Annotated in this window: 13 protein-coding genes; 4 read left to right on the top strand and 9 right to left on the bottom strand. The window is 69.6% G+C overall.

The features are described from left to right. Position 1 precedes the first annotated feature (1 nt). The 6 genes from JOE59_RS03250 to JOE59_RS03225 all read right to left on the bottom strand — a co-directional run bounded on the left by JOE59_RS03250 (position 2) and on the right by JOE59_RS03225 (position 7,036). Positions 2-877, bottom strand: coding sequence for a carbohydrate ABC transporter permease (locus JOE59_RS03250; protein ID WP_374191112.1), 876 nt, complete (start codon positions 875-877; stop codon positions 2-4). After that, positions 874-1,824: a carbohydrate ABC transporter permease gene (locus JOE59_RS03245; RefSeq protein WP_374191111.1), complete on the bottom strand. Its 951-nt coding sequence runs from the start codon at positions 1,822-1,824 to the stop codon at positions 874-876. The genes JOE59_RS03250 and JOE59_RS03245 overlap by 4 nt, the downstream gene beginning before the upstream one ends. A gap of 3 nt (positions 1,825-1,827) precedes the next feature. Next, a complete protein-coding gene (locus tag JOE59_RS03240) occupies positions 1,828-3,174 on the bottom strand; it encodes an extracellular solute-binding protein (protein ID WP_204458916.1) in 1,347 nt (448 codons plus the stop codon). A gap of 106 nt (positions 3,175-3,280) precedes the next feature. After that, a complete protein-coding gene (locus JOE59_RS03235; protein WP_204463231.1) occupies positions 3,281-4,483 on the bottom strand; it encodes an ROK family protein in 1,203 nt (400 codons plus the stop codon). Positions 4,484-4,615: 132 nt separating this feature from the next. Further along, positions 4,616-4,996, bottom strand: a complete 381-nt coding sequence (locus JOE59_RS03230; RefSeq protein WP_204458915.1) for a DUF1622 domain-containing protein — start codon at positions 4,994-4,996, stop codon at positions 4,616-4,618. A gap of 174 nt (positions 4,997-5,170) precedes the next feature. Next, positions 5,171-7,036, bottom strand: a complete 1,866-nt coding sequence (locus JOE59_RS03225; protein WP_204458914.1) for a phosphoenolpyruvate carboxykinase (GTP) — start codon at positions 7,034-7,036, stop codon at positions 5,171-5,173. 129 nt (positions 7,037-7,165) lie between these two features. Here JOE59_RS03225 and JOE59_RS03220 point away from each other — a divergent pair, with 129 nt between their 5' ends. From JOE59_RS03220 to JOE59_RS03205, 4 genes are all read left to right on the top strand, one after another. Continuing rightward, positions 7,166-8,608, top strand: a complete 1,443-nt coding sequence (locus JOE59_RS03220; RefSeq protein ID WP_204458913.1) for a helix-turn-helix transcriptional regulator — start codon at positions 7,166-7,168, stop codon at positions 8,606-8,608. A gap of 273 nt (positions 8,609-8,881) precedes the next feature. Further along, entirely contained in the window at positions 8,882-9,223 is a 342-nt protein-coding gene (locus tag JOE59_RS03215) for a PadR family transcriptional regulator (RefSeq protein ID WP_204458912.1), read from the top strand. Beyond that, entirely contained in the window at positions 9,220-10,227 is a 1,008-nt protein-coding gene (locus JOE59_RS03210) for a permease prefix domain 1-containing protein (protein WP_204458911.1), read from the top strand. The genes JOE59_RS03215 and JOE59_RS03210 overlap by 4 nt, the downstream gene beginning before the upstream one ends. After that, positions 10,224-11,252, top strand: coding sequence for a hypothetical protein (locus JOE59_RS03205; protein ID WP_204458910.1), 1,029 nt, complete (start codon positions 10,224-10,226; stop codon positions 11,250-11,252). The genes JOE59_RS03210 and JOE59_RS03205 overlap by 4 nt, the downstream gene beginning before the upstream one ends. A gap of 76 nt (positions 11,253-11,328) precedes the next feature. Here JOE59_RS03205 and JOE59_RS03200 read toward each other — a convergent pair whose 3' ends face one another. The 3 genes from JOE59_RS03200 to JOE59_RS03190 all read right to left on the bottom strand — a co-directional run bounded on the left by JOE59_RS03200 (position 11,329) and on the right by JOE59_RS03190 (position 14,890). Next, positions 11,329-12,120: an SDR family NAD(P)-dependent oxidoreductase gene (locus JOE59_RS03200; protein ID WP_204458909.1), complete on the bottom strand. Its 792-nt coding sequence runs from the start codon at positions 12,118-12,120 to the stop codon at positions 11,329-11,331. Between the two features lie 52 nt (positions 12,121-12,172). Beyond that, positions 12,173-13,348: a thiolase family protein gene (locus JOE59_RS03195; protein ID WP_204458908.1), complete on the bottom strand. Its 1,176-nt coding sequence runs from the start codon at positions 13,346-13,348 to the stop codon at positions 12,173-12,175. 111 nt (positions 13,349-13,459) lie between these two features. Beyond that, positions 13,460-14,890, bottom strand: a complete 1,431-nt coding sequence (locus JOE59_RS03190) for a glyceraldehyde-3-phosphate dehydrogenase (protein WP_239560571.1) — start codon at positions 14,888-14,890, stop codon at positions 13,460-13,462. Positions 14,891-14,968: the final 78 nt, after the last annotated feature.

Below are 14,968 nucleotides of genomic sequence, written 5' to 3'. Positions count from 1 at the left end.
CCTATCCCTTGATCGCGCCCTGCATGGCGAAGGAACCGCCGATGCCCTTCGACACGATGACGTAGAGCACCACCACCGGCAGCGAGTAGATGAGCGAGTACGCCGCGAGCTCACCGTATGCCACGGTGCCGTACTGCCCGAAGAAGCTGAAGACGCTCACCGAGGCGGGTTGCTTCGACGGCGACAGCAGCAGGATGAACGGCACGAAGAAGTTCCCCCATGCCTGGATGAAGACGAAGATGAAGACGACCGCGAGCCCGGGGCGCATGAGCGGGAGCACGATCAGCCGAAGCGCCCGCATCGCGGAGGCGCCGTCGACCCACGCGGCCTCCTCGAGCGAGACCGGCACCGAGTCCATGAAGTTCTTCGTCATCCAGATCGCCATGGGCAGGCTCGTCGCCGCGAGGAAGAACGTCACCGCGGCGAGGTTGTCGAGCATGCCGAGCCGCACGAAGAGGCTGTAGACCGGCACCATGATCGCCGTGATCGGCAGGCAGGTGCCGAACAGGATCGCGGAGAGGTACGGGGTGTTGAACCGCGAGTTGTACCGCGAGATCGGGTACGCGGCGAGCACCGCGACGATCACCGTCACGATGGCCGAGCCCGCCGAGAGCACCGTGCTGTTCCAGAGCGGCAGCAGCGTGCGCTCCGGCGTGAGCACGGCCGCATAGTGCTCGAGGGTGAAGTCGGTCGGCACCCGTGTCTGCTGGCTCGGCGCGGTGTCGACGGAAGCGAGGAACAGCCAGGCGAGCGGCACCAGGAAGCACGCGGCGATGACGAGCAGCACGACGTTCGATGCGAGGGCTGCGACCGCTCGACGCGGCGATGCCATGCTCAACGGGCGCGGGCGGGCCGGCGCCGCCGTCGGCCCGGTCATGCGTCCCTCCCGGGCCGGAGTGTGCGCAGGTAGAGCACGGAGAACACGGCGCCGATCAGGATCATGACGACGGCGATCGCCGATCCGTAGCCGATCTCCTGGAACTTGAACGCCTCCTGGTAGGCGAGGATCGGCAGCGTGGTGCTGCTGATGCCGGGGCCGCCCTTCGTCATCACCCAGATCAGCGTGAAGACCGCGAGCGTCTGCAGCGTGATCAGCATGAGGTTGGTGGCGATGCTCCCCCGGATCATCGGGATCGTCACCCAGATCAGTCGCTTGAGTCCGCCGGCCCCGTCGATGACGGCGGCCTCGGTGATCTCGGGCGGCACGTCGTTCAGCGCCGCCTCGTAGACCATCATCGAGAACGCGGTGCCGCGCCAGACGTTCGCGAGGATCACGGCGAGCATCGGGAACTCGTAGAGCCAGTTCGCACCGTCGATGCCGATGCCCGCGAGCAGTTGGTTGAGGGTTCCGTCGTCAGCGAAGTACGCGTACGCCGCGAACGCCGCGACGATCTCTGGCAGCACCCAGGCGCCGACCACGATCGTGGTCACGATCGCGTGGGTGACGCGACCCACCCTGCCGAGGAGCAACGCGATCACCAGCCCGAGCACGTTCTGGCCGATGACCGCCGATGCCACGACGAAGACGACGGTCAGCCAGACGGAGACCGGGAACCCCGGGTCCTGCAGGAGTCGCGTGTAGTTCTCGAAGCCGACCCACGACGGATCCTTCGCGTTGCGGCCGGTGAGCGCGGTGTTCGTGAACGAGATCGTGACCGACCAGATGACCGGGCCCGCCATGAACAATGCGAGCAGCAGGATCGACGGGACGACCGGGAGGAATCGTGCGATGGAGGTGCGCGATGACCGGCCGTCGCGGGAGTTCGGGCGTTCCCGCGACGGCCGGACGGCGCCGTCACGCAGTGCCGATGTGGATGCCACCACCCGTCACTGCGTCACATTCTCATCGCCGACGATGCCGATCACGGCCTCGTCGTAGGCCGCGGCTGCTTCTTCGGGACTCATCTGCCCCGTCATGACCGCCTCGGTCGCCGCCTGGATCTCGGCCGAGATCTGCGGGTAGTCCGCCGTGGCCGGACGGAAGTGCGTGACGCTCACGAGGTCGGTGAAGAAGCCGATGAACGGGTTCGCCTCGAGATACGCCGGGTCTTCTGCGACGTCGGCGCGCACCGCGATCTGCGAGTTCGCGATGTTGTACTCGAGCGCGTTCTCACGGTCGAGCGCCATGGCGAGGAAGTCGAACGCCGCGTCGGGGTTCTGGCTCTGCGCCCCCACCGCGAGCGTCCATCCGCCCGAGAGGCTCACCGCACCGTCGCCCTGGCCGTTCTGAGTCGGGAATGCGGCGACGCCGATGTCGTCGACGTACTCGGGCCACTCGTACGATCCGCCCTGCTTCCAGAACGAGGGCGACCACGACCCTTCGATGGTCCCCGCGATCTGCCCGCCGGGGAACCACTCGCCGAACAGCTTCTGCCACATCGATCCGTCGAGCGCGACGTCGGGCGCCGGCGCGAGGCCTTCGCCGTAGAGGGTCTCGATGAACGCCAGCGAATCGACGAAGCCCTCTGAGCCGGTGACCCACTTCTGCTCGTCGGCGTCGTAGAGGGTGTCGTCGGTGCCGTACATGAGCATGCCGAAGCCCTGCATGACCGAACCCTCTCCGGCAGGCTTGCCGGAGTACACGTTGAACGCGACCTTGTCGGGCGAGGCCGCCTTGACGGCCCGAGCCGTCTCGAGGATCTCCTCCCAGCTCTTCGGCTCCCACGGGAGCGCGACGCCTGCAGCTTCGAGCACCGACTTGGAGTACCAGATCCCACGGGTGTCGGTACCGAGCGGCACGGCGTAGACGCTGCCGTCGTCGGCTCGCCCGGCCTCCTTCGCTCCGTCGTTGAACTGCTCCCAGTCCTCCCACTCGGCGAGGTGGTCGTCGAGGTTCAGCAGGTATCCGGCGTCGACGTCGCTGCGCACGCGGAAGGTGTCTTCATAGAACACGTCGGGCGCCGTCTCGGCGCTCTGCTGCATGAGTGCGAGCTTCGTCGCGTAGTCGCCCTCGTCGGCCACGATGGGCTCCAGCTCGACGGTCACACCGGGGTTGGCGGCCTCGAACTCGGGCTTCACCTTCTGGAAGAGCTCGTCGAGCGCGACGAAGCCGTCGGTCTTCTGGTAGACGATCGTGATCGTCTCGGAGTCGTCTGCCGCCGGGCTGCATCCGGCGAATGCGAGGGCCGCCGCAGAGACGGTCGCCACGCCGGCGAGTACGCGAGAGAAACGCATGGTGCTCCTTTGCTCCAGCTGGATCGAACGCGGTCGCGTCTGTCGAAATAGTAAATCGAATGGAATTACTCTGCAAGCCCCACGCGAAGCCGATTCGGAACCGGTGTCAGGCGTCGAGCATCAGGCGCGCCGCCGACGGCCCGAGCGTGCGCTCGAGCACCAGGCACGCCGCCCCGACCGCGCCGACATCCTCACCCGCCGACGTGCCGACGACCTGCACCCGGCGGATGGACCGCGTGACACTGAGCTCGTCGAGCAGGGCAGGAATGCGCTCCAGGTGATACGGGCGGAATCGCTGCCAAAACGGCCCCCCGAACACGACTCGATCGACATCGAGCAGGTCGGCGAGCACGGCGACGGCCTTGGCCGTGCGAGCCGATGAGCGCTCGAGGATCTGCCGGGCTCCGGCGTCGCCGGCTGCCGCGAGATCGCAGAGCGCCGTGAACCGCAGGTCGACGTCGTGGGCGCCGCTGCGCAGTCGCGTGTCGGCGAGCACGCCGAGCCGTTCGGCCTCGGTGACGAGTGCCTGCGGGGTGCAGGTGGCGGCGATGCATCCGTGCAGGCCGCAACTGCAGACGGCACCGCCCGGATCGACGACGATGTGCCCGATCTCACCCGCGTTGCCCGAGGCACCGCGCACGACCTCGTCGTCGAGCACGAGACCGGCGCCGATGCCGGTGCCGAGGTAGAAGAACACGAAGCTGCCGACGCCGTTGGCGCCCCCGGTCCACATCTCGGCCACCGCCGCCGCCGTCACGTCCTTGTCGACCAGCACCGGCAGGCCGGTCGACTCGGCGAGCGCGTCGCGGAGCGGCACCCGGTGCCAGCCGAGCAGGTGCGGTGGATCGACGATGGTGCCGCGTTCGACGTCGATCGGACCGGGCGCGGCCACGCCGAGCCCCACGACCTTCTCGCGCCGCACGCCCGAGTCGGCGATCAGCCGGTCGAGGCCGTCCTGGATGCTCGACATCACGAGCCGGGGGTCGTTGGCGATGGGGGTGCGGCGGCGCGCGTGCGCGACCACGGAGCCCTCGAGGTCGAGCACGACGAAGGTCATCACGGCCGGATCGATGTGCACGCCGGCCGCATACGCGCCCGCCGGGTTCAGCCGCAGCAGCGTTCTCGGCTTGCCCGGGCCGGAACTCGCCTTGCCTGCTTCGACCACGAGGTCGCCGTCGAGCAGCCGCCGCACGACGTTCGAGATCGTCTGCGCCGAGAGGCCGGTCGCCGCCACGAGCTCCACGCGACTGCGGCCGTCGCTCGACCGGCGGATCGCATCGAAGACGACCGACTGGTTGAAGTCGCCCATGCGCGGCAGGTTCGTTCCGCGCCGCGTGCCTGTCGGATCGCCCACCCGGTCTCCTCGACTCATTTCTCACGACGTTGGAGAAATGGTACTCCCACCGGCCGCCGGCGGTCCCGGTCGGCCTGGCGACCGCCGTCAGCCGGTTTCGGTCTGCACGAGCGGCGGCTCGTCGACGGTCGAGCCGCGCTTCTGCCACGGCCAACGGCCGGAGACCTCGAGCTCGAGCGACCAGCTGAGGAACGTGCGGATGAGCACGATGATCGCGAGCACGAGCACCGAGTCGAGCGTGGGCGTCACCGCCACCGTCTTGATGATGTCGGCGGCCACGAGCAGTTCGAGGCCCAGCAGGATGGCTCGACCGAGCACGCGGCGGAAGCGATCGTAGATCGGGGACTTCCCGCGAATGCCCCTGAGTCCGGCATCGAGGCTCGCGTAGACGACGCCGACCACGATCGCCAGCACGCCGACGAAGTCGATGACCTCGCCGATCGTCTCGATGACCGTGCCGAACTCCATCGCGCCTCCTTGCGGCACACGCTAGCGCGCAAGGGAGCAGCACGGCGTCAGGCGTGCCGAAGTGCCGTCGACGGATGCCGCGGGCGGCGCGCCTTCCCGAACGCGCGCGTCCGCGGCATCCGCAGGCGGCACGGAGATGCGCCCCGCGATCTCGCGAGGCGCATCGCCGTCGGGCTACGCCTCCTGGTGCGACAGGTGGTAGCGCAGGCTCGAGAGCTCCGCGCGCAGCGCCGCGGGCACGCGGTCGCCGAACTGGCCGAAGTACTCGTCGGTGAGGTCGCACTCGGCGAGCCACGAGTCGCGGTCGACGTCGAAGAGCTGCTCGATCGCGTCATCCGTGATGTCGAGGCCGTCGAGGTCGAGCGAACCGGATGCCGGGATCAGGCCGATCGGCGTCTCGACGACGTCGCTCGTGCCCTCGACCCGGCCGACGATCCACTCGAGCACGCGCGAGTTCTCGCCGAACCCGGGCCAGAGGAACGAACCGTCGCTGCCCTTGCGGAACCAGTTGACCTGGAAGATCTTCGGCGCGTTCTCACCGAGCACGCGGCCCATCTTGACCCAGTGGCCCCAGTAGTCGGCCATGTTGTAGCCGCAGAACGGGAGCATCGCGAAGGGGTCGCGGCGGAGCTCGCCGACAGTGCCCTCTGCCGCGGCGGTCTTCTCGGACGAGATCGTCGCGCCCATGAAGACGCCGTGCTTCCAGCTGCGCGCCTCGGCGACGAGCGGCACGTTCGTCGCGCGTCGTCCGCCGAAGAGGATCGCGTCGATCGGCACGCCGTCGTGGGCGTCCCAGTCGTCGGAGATCTGCGGGCACTGGGCTGCGGCGACCGTGAAGCGCGAGTTCGGGTGCGCCGCGGGGCGACCGGAGTCGGGCGTCCACGGCTTGCCCTGCCAGTCGGTGAGCTCTTCGGGCGCCTCGTCGGTCAAGCCCTCCCACCAGATGTCGCCGTCGGGGCGCAGCGCCACGTTCGTGAAGATCGTGTTGCCCCAGAGGGTCTGCACGGCTGTCGGGTTCGTGGTCTCGCCGGTGCCCGGCGCGACGCCGAAGAACCCGGCCTCGGGGTTGATCGCGTAGAGGCGGCCGTCGTCGCCGGGGCGCATCCAGGCGATGTCGTCGCCGATCGTCTCGACCTTCCAGCCGGGGATCGTCGGGCGCAGCATCGCGAGGTTGGTCTTGCCGCACGCCGACGGGAACGCGGCGGCCACGTGGTACGCCTTGCCCTCGGGCGAGGTGATCTTGATGAGCAGCATGTGCTCGGCGAGCCAGCCCTCGTCGCGTGCCATGACGCTCGCGATACGCAGTGCGAAGCACTTCTTGGCGAGCAGCGCGTTGCCGCCGTAGCCCGAGCCGTACGACCAGATCTCACGCGAGTCGGGGAACTGCACGATGTACTTGGTGTCGTTGCAGGGCCAGTCGGCCTCGGCGCGGCGGTGGCCCACGCCGTCGATGAGCGGGTAGCCGACCGAGTGCACGGTGCGCACCCACGGCTCGCCGGCCTCGATGAGGCGGTAGACGGCATCGCCCATGCGGGTCATGATGCCCATCGAGAGCACGACGTAGGGCGAGTCGGTGATCTCGACACCGAGCTGCGAGATGGGGCCGCCGAGCGGGCCCATCGAGAAGGGCACGACGTACATCGTGCGGCCCTTCATCGAGCCGTCGAAGACGTCGGTCAGCTCTGAGCGCATCTCACGCGGGTCGCGCCAGTTGTTCGTGGGGCCGGCGTCCTCTTCGTACGTCGAGCAGATGAACGTGCGGTCCTCGACGCGCGCGACATCCTTCGGGTCGGTGCGCGCGAGGAAGCTGTTGGGGCGCCACTCGGGGTTCAGCTTGATGAGCTTGCCCTCGGCGACGAGCTGCTTCGTCAGTAGGTCGGCCTCGTGCTGCGAACCGTCGCACCAGACGATCTCGTCGGGCTTGGTGAGGCCGGCGATCTCGTCGACCCACGCGCGCAGGGCTGCGTCGGTGGTGCCGCGACGGATGCTGCCGGCCGAGTCGGATGCCTCTGTACCGATCGAGAACTCGGAGATGGTCATCTTCGTCCCTTCCAAATTGGTGCCGACGTGAGCCGGAACTGGTTCGTACTTCAAGAATGCGCGCTGTTGGGGCATCCGTTCGGCCATTTGGAGCGTTAAGAATGTGCGATCTTTCGCTATCCTTAAGCCATGAAGGCAGGCTCCCCCGATCTCGCGACCCTCGGCCAGCGCATCCGCCATTTCCGCGGCGAGCGGGGCCTCACCCTCGATCAGCTCGGCGAGGCGGTCGGCATGGCCGGCAGCCAGCTCTCCCTCATCGAGAACGGCAAGCGCGAGCCGAAGCTCTCACTGCTCGACTCGCTCGCGGCGTCGCTCGACGTCGAACTGGCCGACCTCCTCTCCCGCGAGGCGCCGAGCCGTCGCGCCGCCCTCGAGCTCGAGCTCGGGCGTGCGCAGTCGAGCCCGCTGTACGCGAGTCTCGGGCTGCCCGCGATCCGCCCCGGCCGCGGCATCACCGACGAGTCCCTCGAGGCGATCGTCGGGCTCCACCATGAACTGCAGCGGCGGGCGAGCGAGGCCATCGCCACCCCCGAAGAGGCCCGGCGCGCCAACACCGAGCTGCGCGAGCGCATGCGCGAGCGCGACAACTACTTCCCCGACATCGAACAGCTGGCCGAAGACCAGGTGCGCTCCTCGGGCCACCGCTCGGGCGCGCTCACGCACCGCGAGGTGAGCGTCATGGCCGAGAAGCTCGGCTTCCAGCTCATCTACGTCGACGACCTGCCCGACTCGACACGGTCGATCACCGACATCGCGAACGGCCGCATCTACCTGCCGCCGGCCTCGATCCCCGGTGGCCACGGGCTGCGGTCGATGGCATTGCAGGCGATGGCGCACCGGCTGCTCGGGCACGAACGCCCGGCGAGCTACGCGGAGTTCCTCTGGCAGCGGCTCGAGATCAACTACTTCGCCGCCGCGTGCCTGATGCCGCGCGAGGCATCCGTCTCCTTCCTGCAGGCCGCGAAGAAGGAGAAGCGGCTCGCCATCGAGGACTTCCGCGACGCGTTCGGCGTCACGCACGAGGCCGCGGCGCTGCGCTTCACGAACCTCGCGACGAGCCATCTCGACATGACGCTGCACTTCCTCCGCGTCGCGGGCGACGGCGCCCTGCTGAAGGGCTACGAGAACGACGGACTGCCGTTGCCCACCGATGTCACGGGCTCGATCGAGGGCCAGTGGGTCTGCAAGAAGTGGAGCGCCCGCACCGCGTTCGGTCACACCAACCGCACGACCGAGAACTACCAGTACACCGACACCCCCGCGGGCACCTTCTGGTGTGCGACGCAGACGGGGCGCACGGATGCCGCGGAGTTCTCGATCTCGGTCGGCGTGCCGTTCAACCAGGCCAAGTGGTTCCGCGGCCGCGAGACCACTCATCGCGCGGTGTCGACCTGCCCCGACGAGTCGTGCTGCCGCCGCGCCCCATCGGAGCTCGCCGAGCGCTGGGCCGGGCGGGCGTGGCCGAGTGCCCGGCTGCACGCGCACGTGCTCTCGCCGCTGCCCTCGGGCACCTTCCCGGGCGTCGACGACTCCGCCGTCTACCGGTTCCTCGAGGCGCACGCCGAGCAGTAACTCGCCGGCTCGGCTCGCCGCACCCCGCCGCCCGTCGTTCCGCCAGCCTCCCGCCGCCTTCCCTGCCCGCCTCGCGCATCGCGCATCGGCGAGTCCGCGGATGAGACCCACGACACGCCGGGGCGACTCGGCGCGCCGCCCATTTCATCCGCGGACTCACAGGTGCCGTCGCCCCGCGCGCCACGTGATCGGGCGTTCGGCGCGAGCCGCGGCATTCGCTGCACTATGAAGTTTCTGTTGCATTAGTGTGTGACGCACAGTATCGTGTGACTCATGAACACCGATGAGACGACCGCCGGGCACCTGCAGGAGCTCCGCCGCGGCACCGTCGTGCTCGCCTGCCTGGTGCGGCTGCGCACGCCTGACTACGGCTACGCGCTGCTCGAGTCGCTGAACAGCCTCGGCATCCTCGTCGACGCGAACACCCTGTACCCCCTGCTGCGACGACTCGAGAAGCAGGGCCTGCTGACGAGCGAGTGGAACACCGACGAGGCCCGGCCTCGCAAGTTCTACCGCACGAGCCCCACCGGCGAGCTGCTCGCCGACGCACTCATGACCGATTGGCGACGCATCGACGACGCGCTCGCCGGACTCACCACCGGAGACGAATCATGACCAGCCTGACCGACCGCTACGTGTGGGCCGCCGCCCGCACCCTGCCCGAGGCGCAGCGCGCCGAGTTCGAACGCGAGCTGCGCGAGCGCATCGGCGACGCGTCCGACGCGCTCGTCGAGACGGGCAGCTCCCCCGCCGACGCGGAGCGCGCCGCACTCACCGAACTCGGCGACCCCGCGGCCCTCGCCGCGCAGTACATCGATCGGCCGCTGCAGCTCATCGGGCCGAAGTACTACCTGATGTGGTGGCGCCTGCTGAAGCTGCTCTACTCGATCGTGCTGCCGATCGGGGCAGCCGGCGTGCTGCTCGGGCAGTTGCTGTCGGGCGCCGACATCGGCGAGGCCATCGGCGCGACCGTCGCCACTGCGATCTCCATCGCGGTGCACCTCGGGTTCTGGACGACGCTCGTCTTCGCAGTCCTCGAGCGCACTCCGGCCGAAGCCGGCCGGCGGGGCATCGATGCGGCGTGGACACTCGACATGCTGCCCGCGCTCCCCGAGCCGGCGAAGACGTCGCGTCTCGGCGAGCTCATCGGTTCGCTCGTCTTCCTCGGCATCTTCGCCGGGGCGATCGTGTGGCAGCAGTTCGGCGTCGTCTTCCACGACGGCGTGCGCGAGCCGATCCCCCTGCTCGAGCCCGCACTGTGGTCGTTCTGGCTGCCGTACTTCCTCGCGCTGATCGCCCTCGAGATCCTCTTCGCGATCGCCCTCTACTCATGGGGGTGGAACTGGTGGCTCGCGGGCGCGAACCTCGTGCTGAACGTCGCGTTCACGGTGCCTGCGCTGTGGCTGTTCCTGACCGGACAGCTCATCACCGACGAGGCGCTCGAGGCGATGCAGTGGCCGTGGGGCAACTCCGGGCCCGTCATCGTCGCGATCATCGTGGTGGTCGTGATCGGGGTCGCGACCTGGGACGTCATCGACGGCGGCATCAAGGCCTACCGTGCCGGCCGAGCGGTGCCCTCAGCGGCGGCGGGCACGGCGACATCTGGGGCGAAGGCATGAGCGAGAACGCGATGCACTCCACAACCGAACTCACCGACCGCTACGTGATCGCGGCCTCCCGCAGCCTGCCCCGCCGGCAGGCGCGCGAGTTCGCCCGCGAACTCGAAGAGCGCATCCGCGACGACATCGACGCCCGCGTCGGCTCGGGCTCGTCGACGCCCGACGCGGCCGAGTTCGACGCGCTGGCCGCCCTCGGCGACCCGGCCCGGCTCGCAGCCCGCTACGCGGATCGTCCGCCGATGCTCATCGGCCCGCGGTGGTACGCAACGTGGAAGCGCGTGCTCGTCATCACGGAGTGGAGCGCCGTGCCCGCGGTCACCGGCGCCTACCTGCTCGCCCAGTTCATCACGGGCGAGGTCGGCGCAGGCACCTTCGGCACGACGTGGTTCGTGCTGCTGACCACCGGCGTCTACATCGCCTTCTTCACGACCGTGGTGTTCGCGGCGATCGACCGTGCGCCCGCGAGTGACGAGGCAGACGTGGTCGCCTGGTCGCCGAGGGATCTGCCCGCCGTCGCCGGGGCGAGCCCAGCAGAGCGGCGCATCGGCCTGATCGCCACGCTGTTCTGGCTCGCCGTCATCGTCGGACTCGTGGTCTGGCAGCAGTTCGGGCCGAGCCGGTGGGGCCACCTCGATGGCCTGCTGCCCGTGTTCGATCCGGCGCTCTGGTCGTTCTGGCTGCCGTACTTCCTCGTGCTCGTGGGGCTCGAAGCGGCCATGGCCGTATGGATCTTCCGTTCCGGCTGGACGTGGCCCGCCGCGGCTGCGAACATCGTGCTCGATCTCGCCTGGGCAGTGCCGTCGATCTGGCTGATCGTCACCGGAGCGCTGTTCGCACCCGGGTTCGTCGAGCTGTTCGAGGCGAACCTCGACGCCGATGCTCAGCAGGTGCTGCCGATCCTGCTGGTTGCGGGCATCGTCGCCGGCGCCCTCGCCGACGCGATCCTCGGCGTCGTCAATGCGATGCGCAGAAGCCGTCGCGATGCGCTCGGCCTCGTCGGCACGGCGGCGCCCGCGCAGCCCTGATCGGCGGCCGGCCGAGGCCGTCGGCGTCTTCGGGGTCTTCGGGGGTCGCCGGCACCGGCCGGCCGCCGATCGAGACCTACTTCGGCTGCATGCGGATCGCGCCGTCGAGGCGGATCGTCTCGCCGTTCAGCAGCGGGTTCTCGACGATGTGCCGCACGAGGGCCGCGTACTCGGCGGGCGTGCCCATGCGCGACGGGTGCGGGATCTGCTCCTCGAGCGAGGCCTGCACCTCGGGCGGCATGCCCGCCATCATCGGGGTCTGCATGATGCCGGGCGCGATCGTGACGACCCGCACGAGCAGCTTCGAGAGGTCGCGGGCGAGCGGCAGCGTCATCGCGGCTACGCCGCCCTTCGAGGCCGAGTAGGCCGCCTGCCCGATCTGCCCGTCGAACGCCGCGACCGAGGCGGTGTTCACGATGACGCCGCGCTCGGCGGTCTCGGGCACGCCCGGAAGCGACTGGGCCGTGATCGGGTCGTTCGCCGCCATCGCCGCGGCCGCGAGCCGGGCGACGTTGAACGTGCCGATGAGGTTGATGCGGATGGTGCGCTCGAACGCGTCGAGCGCCAGCGGGCCTTCGCGGCCGACCGTGCGCCCGGCGGTCGCGATGCCGGCGCAGCTCACCGCGACTCGAAGCGGCGCACGCTCCTGCACGAGGTCGATCGCGGCCTGCACGGATGCCTCGTCGGTGACATCCGCCGGCGCGAAGCGCACGTTGTCACCGAGCTCGCTCGCGGTCTGCTCGCCGGGTGAGCCCGGGAGGTCGAGGATGACGACCTCGGCGCCCGCGGCGGCGAGCACGGCGGCCGTGCTGCGCCCGAGCCCGGAGGCGCCGCCCGTGACGATCGCGCCTGATCCGTTCAACTGCATATGGTGCGTCCCTTCGGGAATGGGTGGGTCGGGTCGGGAATCGCCCCGAGCGTCAGATGCGTTCGATGATCGTGGCGTTGGCCATGCCGCCGCCCTCGCACATCGTCTGCAGGCCGTAGCGGCCGCCGGTGGCCTCGAGCTGGTTCACGAGCGTCGTGAGCAGTCGCGTGCCCGAGGAGCCGAGCGCGTGCCCGAGGGCGATGGCGCCGCCGCGGGGGTTCAGCTTCGCGGCATCCGCCCCGGTCTCGGCGAGCCAGGCGAGGGGCACCGATGCGAACGCCTCGTTGACCTCGTAGGCGTCGATGTCGCCGTGGGTCAGCCCGGCACGCTCGAGCACCTTCTCGGTCGCCGGGATCACGCCGGTGAGCATGTAGAGCGGGTCGCTGCCCACGACCGAGAACGCGCGGAACCGCGCCCGCGGCGTGAGGCCGAGCTGCTCGGCGCGCTCGGCGCTCATGATGAGGGCGGCGGAGGCGCCGTCGGTCAGCGGCGAGGAGTTGCCGGGCGTGATGCGCCAGTCGAGCTCGGGGAAGCGTTCGGCGAGGTCGTCGGTGCGGAATGCCGCGTTCAGGCCGCCGAGCGACTCGGCCGAGGTGCCGGGTCGCACGGTCTCGTCGGTCAGCGAGTCGACGCCGGGCACGGGCACGACCTCGCTCGCGAAGGCACCCGCCTCCTGTGCTGCTGCGGCCAGCTCGTGCGATCGTGCCGCGAACGCGTCGAGTTCGGCGCGGTCGAAGCCCCACTTGGCGGCGATGAGTTCGGCGGAGACGCCCTGGTTCACGAGGCCGTCGGGGTAGCGCGTGCGGATGCGCGAACCGAAGGGGTCGGCGCCCGCGGCGCTCGAGCCGAGCCTCACCCGGCTCATCGACTCGACGCCGCACGCGATGACGATGTCGGCCTGCCCGGCGAGCACCGCCTGCGCCGCGAATGTCGCCGCCTGCTGGCTCGAGCCGCACTGCCGGTCGATCGTGGTGCCGGGCACGTGCTCGGGGAAGCCCGCCGCGAGCACCGCGTTGCGCGTGATGTTGTAGCTCTGCTCGCCGATCTGGCTGACGCAGCCGCCGATCACGTCGTCGATGAGCCCCGGGTCGAGGTCGTTGCGATTGACGATCGTGTCGAGCACGCCGGCGAGGAGGTCGACGGGGTGGATTCCCGACAGGAGCCCACCGGGCTTGCCGCGCCCCACAGGAGTGCGGACGACGTCGACGATCACGGCTTCTCTGCTCATGCAGACAGCCTACGACGGCCTGGGAAGCCCGAATGCCCCGGGCGCTCGCGCGCACCGGGGCATCCGTCACCGCGACTCGGACGATGCCGAGATCGCGGATCGGATCGTGGATCAGACCGTCGCGACGACCTCGCGCTCGAGGGCGACCGGCTGACGCTCGGGCAGCACGACGGGGTGCGTGCCGGCCATCGCCTCGATGACGCGCACGACCTGGCAGGAGTAGCCGTACTCGTTGTCGTACCAGACGTAGACGATCGCGTCGGTGCCGTCGGCGATCGTCGCGAGCCCGTCGACGATGCCGGCGCGGTTGGAGCCGACGAAGTCGGTCGAGACCACCTCGGGCGACTCGATGTAGTCGACCTGCTGGCGCAGCGGAGAGGTGAGCGAGACCTGACGCAGGTAGCGGTTCAGCGAGGTCTTCTCTGCGGGCTGCTCGAGCTGCAGGTTCAGGATCGCGAGCGACACATTGGGCGTCGGCACGCGGATCGCGCTGCCGGTGAGCTTGCCGGCGAATGACGGCAGGGCCTTCGCGACGGCCTTCGCGGCGCCGGTCTCGGTGATGACCATGTTGAGCGCGGCGGAGCGCCCGCGCCGGTCGCCCGAGTGGAAGTTGTCGATGAGGTTCTGGTCGTTCGTGAACGAGTGCACGGTCTCGACGTGGCCGCGCACGACGCCGTAGGCGTCTTCGATCGCCTTCAGCACGGGGGTGATCGCGTTCGTGGTGCACGAGGCGGCCGAGAGGATCGCGTCGGCGTCGGTGATGTCGTCGTGGTTGATGCCGTGCACGATGTTCTTGATCGCGCCCTTGCCGGGGGCGGTGAGCAGCACCCGGGCGACGCCCTTCGACTGCAGGTGCTGCGAGAGCCCGGCCTCGTCGCGCCAGCGGCCGGTGTTGTCGACGACGATCGCGTCGTCGATGCCGTAGGCGGTGTAGTCGATCGATGCGGGGTCGTTCGAGTAGATCACCTGGATGAGCGTGCCGTTGGCGAGGATCGTGTTCGCCTCCTCATCGACCTCGATCGTGCCGGCGAACGGGCCGTGCACCGAGTCGCGGCGCAGCAGGCTCGCGCGCTTGACGAGGTCGTTGTCCGAGCCCTTGCGCACGACGATCGCGCGGAGGCGCAGGCCCTTGCCGTTGCCGGCGTGCGCGATGAGGATGCGGGCGAGCAGGCGCCCGATGCGGCCGAAGCCGTAGAGCACGACATCGGTGCCGGATGCCTCGGGCTCGCCCTCGGCCGCGATGACGGGCGTGAGCTCGTCGCGCACGAAGTCGGCGAGCTCGCGTGCGTCGCCCTCGCCGACGGCGTCGGCGTAGCGGGCGACGAGGCGGGCGACGTCGATCGAAGCCGGGCCGGGAGCGATCTCGCGCAGCACCTCGAGCACGCGCATCGTGTCGGCGAGGTCGAGCTCGACGTCACCGGCCTGACGGGCGAAGCGGTGCGCCTTCAGCAGCGCGACGGCGGAGCGGTTGATGAGTCGCCGGCCGTGGATGGAGGTCACCACCCCGTGGTCTCGGTAGAGGCCGCCGATGAGCGGAATCATCCGCTCGGCGAGCTCCTCTTTGGCGATCCATTCCGTGCGGCGTGCATCGAACTCGTGGCTCACGATCTTCCTTCTCGG

Source organism: Agromyces cerinus (assembly GCF_016907835.1).
In the GTDB taxonomy this organism is placed as follows: Bacteria; Actinomycetota; Actinomycetes; order Actinomycetales; family Microbacteriaceae; genus Agromyces; species Agromyces nitratus.
The sequence above is the reverse complement of the archived record's forward strand: the minus strand, read 5'-3'. Positions and strand labels throughout refer to the sequence as shown.